At 70.7% G+C, this 4,343-nt stretch carries 4 protein-coding genes, 1 tRNA gene and 1 other RNA gene; 3 read left to right on the forward strand and 3 right to left on the reverse strand.

Annotated elements, in window-relative coordinates; translation table 11 throughout:
- Positions 1-396 precede the first annotated feature (396 nt).
- Positions 397-1,851, forward strand: coding sequence for a helix-turn-helix domain-containing protein (locus E1289_RS36595; protein WP_131988612.1), 1,455 nt, complete (start codon positions 397-399; stop codon positions 1,849-1,851).
- A gap of 39 nt (positions 1,852-1,890) precedes the next feature.
- On the opposite strand, the gene E1289_RS36600 is transcribed toward E1289_RS36595, so the two are convergent.
- From E1289_RS36600 to E1289_RS36610, 3 genes are all read right to left on the reverse strand, one after another.
- Positions 1,891-2,199 carry a type II toxin-antitoxin system VapB family antitoxin gene (locus E1289_RS36600; RefSeq protein WP_131988614.1) on the reverse strand — a complete coding sequence of 103 codons (309 nt, stop codon included), beginning with the start codon at positions 2,197-2,199 and terminating at the stop codon, positions 1,891-1,893.
- A gap of 280 nt (positions 2,200-2,479) precedes the next feature.
- A tRNA-Ser gene (locus tag E1289_RS36605) sits at positions 2,480-2,567 on the reverse strand.
- Positions 2,568-2,577: 10 nt separating this feature from the next.
- A complete protein-coding gene (locus tag E1289_RS36610; RefSeq protein WP_131988616.1) occupies positions 2,578-2,922 on the reverse strand; it encodes a DUF952 domain-containing protein in 345 nt (114 codons plus the stop codon).
- Positions 2,923-2,982: 60 nt separating this feature from the next.
- Between E1289_RS36610 and ffs the strand changes: the two genes are divergently transcribed.
- Positions 2,983-3,078, forward strand: an RNA gene (ffs, locus tag E1289_RS36615) — signal recognition particle sRNA small type.
- Positions 3,079-3,133: 55 nt separating this feature from the next.
- Positions 3,134-4,343: DNA polymerase III subunit gamma and tau (locus E1289_RS36620; protein WP_131988618.1), on the forward strand; the 1,210-nt coding region annotated here is incomplete at its 3' end.

Below are 4,343 nucleotides of genomic sequence, written 5' to 3' on the forward strand. Positions count from 1 at the left end.
ATCCGACCATCCGCACAAGATCGCAAGAACCGCGAAAATAGATCAGCCCGCCGCGCGTTCCGGCATCCGGTGCCGGCCGGTAGGCGGATGCCCGAGGGGGACGGCCGGGCATGGCTGCCGGAACGCGCGGCGGGCTGATCTATTTTCGCGGTTCTTGCGATCTTGTGCGGATGGTCGGATACCTTCCCAAGGGTGACAGGCGTCGCGATCGCCGGGGGTTCCACCGGCCGCAGCCGGCGCGCCACGACGATGCAGCGGCGTGCGCGCCGGGCCGAACGGGGCCCGATCGGTCGATCCCGTGACTTGTCGCTTCTTTACTCTCGATGTGTGATTACCCGCAATGTGCAATCATGTCGGCACCCCAGCCGCCTGTTTACTTCCGCTAAGTGAGTCCACATGCCGGGTCCAGGCAACGTCGGCGAACGTGTCCGCAACCTGCGGCTGACCAGACGCTTGTCGCAGGCACAGCTCGCCGGTCACGACCTCTCCGACAGCTACATCTCGTTGATCGAGTCGGGCAAGCGCACCCCGACGCCGACCGTCCTGCGCATGCTGGCCGAGCGTCTCGGCTGCACCCCCGAGTACCTCGCCGAGGGCGTCGAGCCGGAGCAGCGCGCCCACCTCGAGGTACGGGAACGCCACGCGCACCTCGCCCTGCTGAGCGGCGACCCCGGCACGGCGGAGGCCGGCTACGACGAGGTGATCGCCCGCAGTGACGATCCCGACCTGACCGCCCGCGCGCGCTGGGGCCGTGCCCGCGCCCTGGAGGAACTGGGCCGCACCGACGACGCGATCACGCTGTTCGAGGAGCTGCGCGAGCAGGCCGAACGGGACCCGGGCAGGGCGAGCTGGCTGCCGCCGGTGATCGCGCTGGCCCGCTGCTACCACTCGGTCGGCGACCTGGGGCAGGCCATCGCGCTCGGGGAACGCGCCGTCGCGCGGCTGCAGCACCTCGGGCTCGTGGTGGGTGAGGAGTACACCGAAGTCGGGCGCATCCTTCTCCTCGCGTATGTGGATCGCTCCGTTCCGGCGCGCGCCCACGATCTCGGACGCCGCCTCCTGCACCCGGAGGGCCCGGGGGACGAGCCGTTGAGCGTCCACTACCAGCGGGCCAGCATGCGCGCCCTCGACGAAGGCGCGATCGGCGACTCGCTGTACTTCGCGGACCAGGCCCTGGCCGCACGCAGCGACACCAGTCCGGCGCAGACCCGCGCACGCCTCTCCCTGGCCGCGGCCAAGGCGCTGCTCAGGGGAGTCATGCCGTTCTCGTCGGCCGCGCCGTCCGACGTGACGCCGGCCGGTGAGTTCGGGTTCGAGCGGCCTCGCCCCGAGGGGTCGCGTGAGGCCGCGCAGGAGGCACTTGAGCTCCTCCGGGAAACGACCGATCTCGCTGGCGCCGAATCGACGGAGAGCACGATCGCGAAGGCCCGCGCGCTCGTCCTCGTCGGCGAACTGGACGAGGCCATCGCCACGCTGGAACAGTTCCTCGACACGGGCATGGCCCTGGCCGCCCCGGCGACGGCGACCGCCCATCCCGTGGCCCCGCAACCGGGCGGCGACCTCGCCGCACGTACGCAGAAGACCGTCCTGGCCCGTCTCGTCCTGGCGCGCGCCCGCGTGGCCCAGGGGGACCGGACGGCCGCGCAGGTCGTCCTGCGCGCCGCATCGGAACAGCTGGCGACCCTGCCCGCCGGCCGCCCGGCGGCGCATCTGCTCAGGGAACTGGGCGAACTGTTCGAACTCGTCCAGGATTCCGACTCCGCGGCGGCCGCCTACCGGCGGGCACTGGAGGCCGCCGGTCTCCGCGCCCCCCGCAACCACACCGCCGACTGCGACCTCGGCCGCGTCTAGCAGATCGGCACGCCGCGGGCCTCGTGCGGTGGCCCGCGGTCAGGAGAAGTCCACGGCGTCCAGGTCCAGGACGCGGGCGTGCAGGACCTGGCGCTGGTGCAGCGCGGCCCGCAGGGCCCGGTGCAGGCCGTCCTCCAGGTACAGCTCGCCCTTCCACTGGACCACGTGGGGGAACAGGTCGCCGTAGAAGGTGGAGTCCTTCGACAGGAGCGACTGCAGGTCCATCTCCCGCTTGGTGCTGATGAGCTGGTCGAGACGCACCTGGCGAGGGGGGATCTTGGCCCAGTCCCGGGACGAGAGTCCATGGTCGGGATAGGGCCTTCCATCGCCCACCGCCTTGAAGATCACTCTTCGAGTCTACGGCGTCGGGGTAGCCCGGAGAAGGCAACGCAACAACATCCGTCACTCTACTTGCCACCACTGGTAAACCAGTTACCTCCCAGGTCAACCGGTTGGTGAGTAAGTACCGTTAAATGACCGGACGGTCGTTCAATGATTGCCGCCGCCCCCTGCGGGCCGTACGGCTCGCCGAGCCGGCAGGTGCGCCGTCCGCCGGACGCCGACCCGTGCGACGTCCCGGGTCGAGGGCATGAAATAAGGCCGGTGCCCGCGGGGCACCGGCCTTCGGTGGCGGAGGATGCGAGATTCGAACTCGCGAGCGCTTGCACGCAACACGCTTTCCAAGCGTGCGCCCTAGGCCACTAGGCGAATCCTCCACGGGGAAGCCTACCGGTTCCCGGGCAGTGACCTGACATCAATTACCGCGGAAACCGGAATCGGGCCGTAGACGTGCGGGAAGACCTCGTCGCCGGCGGGCTCGTAGCGTACGGGGGCGTCCAGCCGGGACACATCGATGACCAGGAGGACCAGGTCCGAGCGGGGAACACCGGTGTAGAAGCGGCCGAGCACGCCGTCCACCTGGGCCATGTCGGACGAGCAGTGGACGAAGCCCTCCTCGTCCAGCGTGCGGCCGAGCGTCGACATGGCGTAGGCCGCGCCCGTGTCGCGGGCGGCCTCCCAGTGGGAACGTTCGGCGATGTGCAGGAGGGTGTCGTGCGTCGGGACGGACATGAGGCGGAGACTACGCCGGAAGCGTGGCAATCCTGGGGTCGGAATGCCATAGACTCTGGGGCAGACCCCTCGCATGGCGTCACCCTGTGAACCTCCCCAGGGCCGGAAGGCAGCAAGGATAAGCAGGCTCTGGCGGGTGTGCGGGGGGTCCCTTGTTTAACGGGTCACCGCGCTTGTGGCGCTCTGCTTCTCGAGGGAGGGCGGACCCCCGATGAGTCTGGCTCTGTACCGCAAGTACCGGCCAGCGACGTTCGCCGAGCTGAAGGGGCAGGAGCACGTCGCCGAGCCCCTGCAGCAGGCGCTGCGCAACGGCCGGATCAACCACGCGTACCTGTTCAGCGGTCCGCGCGGCTGCGGCAAGACGTCCAGCGCCCGCATCCTCGCCCGCTCGCTGAACTGCGAGCAGGGGCCGACCCCCGATCCGTGCGGCAAGTGCGACTCCTGCGTCGCGCTCGGGCCCACCGGAACCGGGCACATCGACGTGATCGAGATCGACGCCGCGTCCCACGGCGGTGTCGACGACGCCCGCGACCTGCGGGAGCGGGCGTTCTTCGCCCCGGTGTCGGCGCGCTTCAAGGTGTACATCATCGACGAGGCGCACATGGTGACCCGCGAGGGCTTCAACGCGCTGCTGAAGCTCGTCGAGGAGCCGCCGCCGCACCTGAAGTTCGTGTTCGCGACGACCGAGCCGGAGAAGGTCATCGGGACGATCCGGTCCCGGACCCACCACTACCCGTTCCGGCTGATCCCGCCCGGTGTCCTCACCGAGCTCGTCGAGGAGATCCTGCGGTCGGAGGACGTCCCGTACGAGGCCGCCGCGCTGCCGCTGGCCGTCCGGGCCGGCGCCGGCTCCGCCCGCGACACCCTGTCGATCCTCGACCAGCTCCTCGCCGGCTCGGACGAGGACGGCATCACCTACGCGCGGGCCGTCTCCCTCCTCGGGTACACCGACTCCGCGCTCCTGGACGAGGTCATCGCGGCGTTCGCGGCCCGCGACGGCGCCGCGGTCTTCGCCGCCGTCGACCGCGTCGTCGAGAGCGGCCAGGACCCCCGCCGCTTCACCGCCGACCTGCTGGAACGCGTCCGCGACCTGGTGATCCTGTCGAACGTCCCGGAGGCCGGCGGCTCGGGCCTGCTGAACGTCGCGCCGGACGAACTGGAGCAGATGCGGCGGCAGGCGTCGTCCCTCGGGCCGGGGGAGCTGACCCGCGCGGCGGACCTGCTGCACACCGGCCTCACCGAGATGCGCGGCGCCACGTCCCCGCGGCTGCTGCTGGAGCTGATCTGCGCACGCATTCTCCTGCCGGCCGCGTACGAGGACGAGGCATCGCTGTTCGCCCGCCTCGACCGCCTGGAACGCCAAGCCCCCCAGGGCGGTCTCGCGGGCGGTCAAACCGGCGGCGTGCCCCCGGTGCCCGCAC

Source organism: Actinomadura sp. 6K520 (genome assembly GCF_004349245.1).
GTDB lineage: Bacteria > Actinomycetota > Actinomycetes > Streptosporangiales > Streptosporangiaceae > Spirillospora.